This window comes from Acetobacter syzygii, from assembly GCF_000964225.1.
Taxonomy (GTDB): Bacteria; Pseudomonadota; Alphaproteobacteria; order Acetobacterales; family Acetobacteraceae; genus Acetobacter; species Acetobacter syzygii.
In genome coordinates this window covers 1-418 of sequence record NZ_BAMZ01000072.1, presented here as the reverse complement: position 1 = coordinate 418, position 418 = coordinate 1, and the positions used below count along the sequence as shown (strand labels likewise).

General features: G+C 64.8%; 1 protein-coding gene. It reads right to left on the bottom strand.

Features of this window, described 5'->3' with window-relative positions; translation table 11 throughout:
* The coding region (locus Absy_RS11720; RefSeq protein ID WP_373317422.1) for a 1-deoxy-D-xylulose-5-phosphate synthase N-terminal domain-containing protein at positions 1-418 on the bottom strand (418 nt) is incomplete at both ends.

The following is a 418-nucleotide window of genomic DNA, read 5'->3' as shown; positions in this document are numbered from 1 at the left end:
ACGGCCATGCCCAGTCCGGCGGAAATGGAGGTGGAGGAGTGGGCCGCGCCAAACGGGTCGTATTCGCTCTCCGCCCGGCGGGTAAAGCCGGACAGGCCACCCGGCTGGCGCAGCGTGCGAATACGCTCGCGCCGCCCGGTCAGGATCTTGTGCGGGTATGCCTGATGGCCCACATCCCAGATCACCCGGTCATCGGGTGTATCAAACACCGCGTGCAGCGCTACGGTCAGCTCCACAACACCAAGCGAGGCACCAAGGTGCCCACCAGTGGTGGAGACCGCATCCACAGTCTCGGCCCGCAGTTCATCCGCAAGCTGCTTGAGCTGCTCAACAGACAGGTTACGAAGGTCCGCAGGAACGCGCACACGATCCAGCGCCGGAAAACGGCCAAGAGTGGGAATCGGGGACGGGGCGTTCT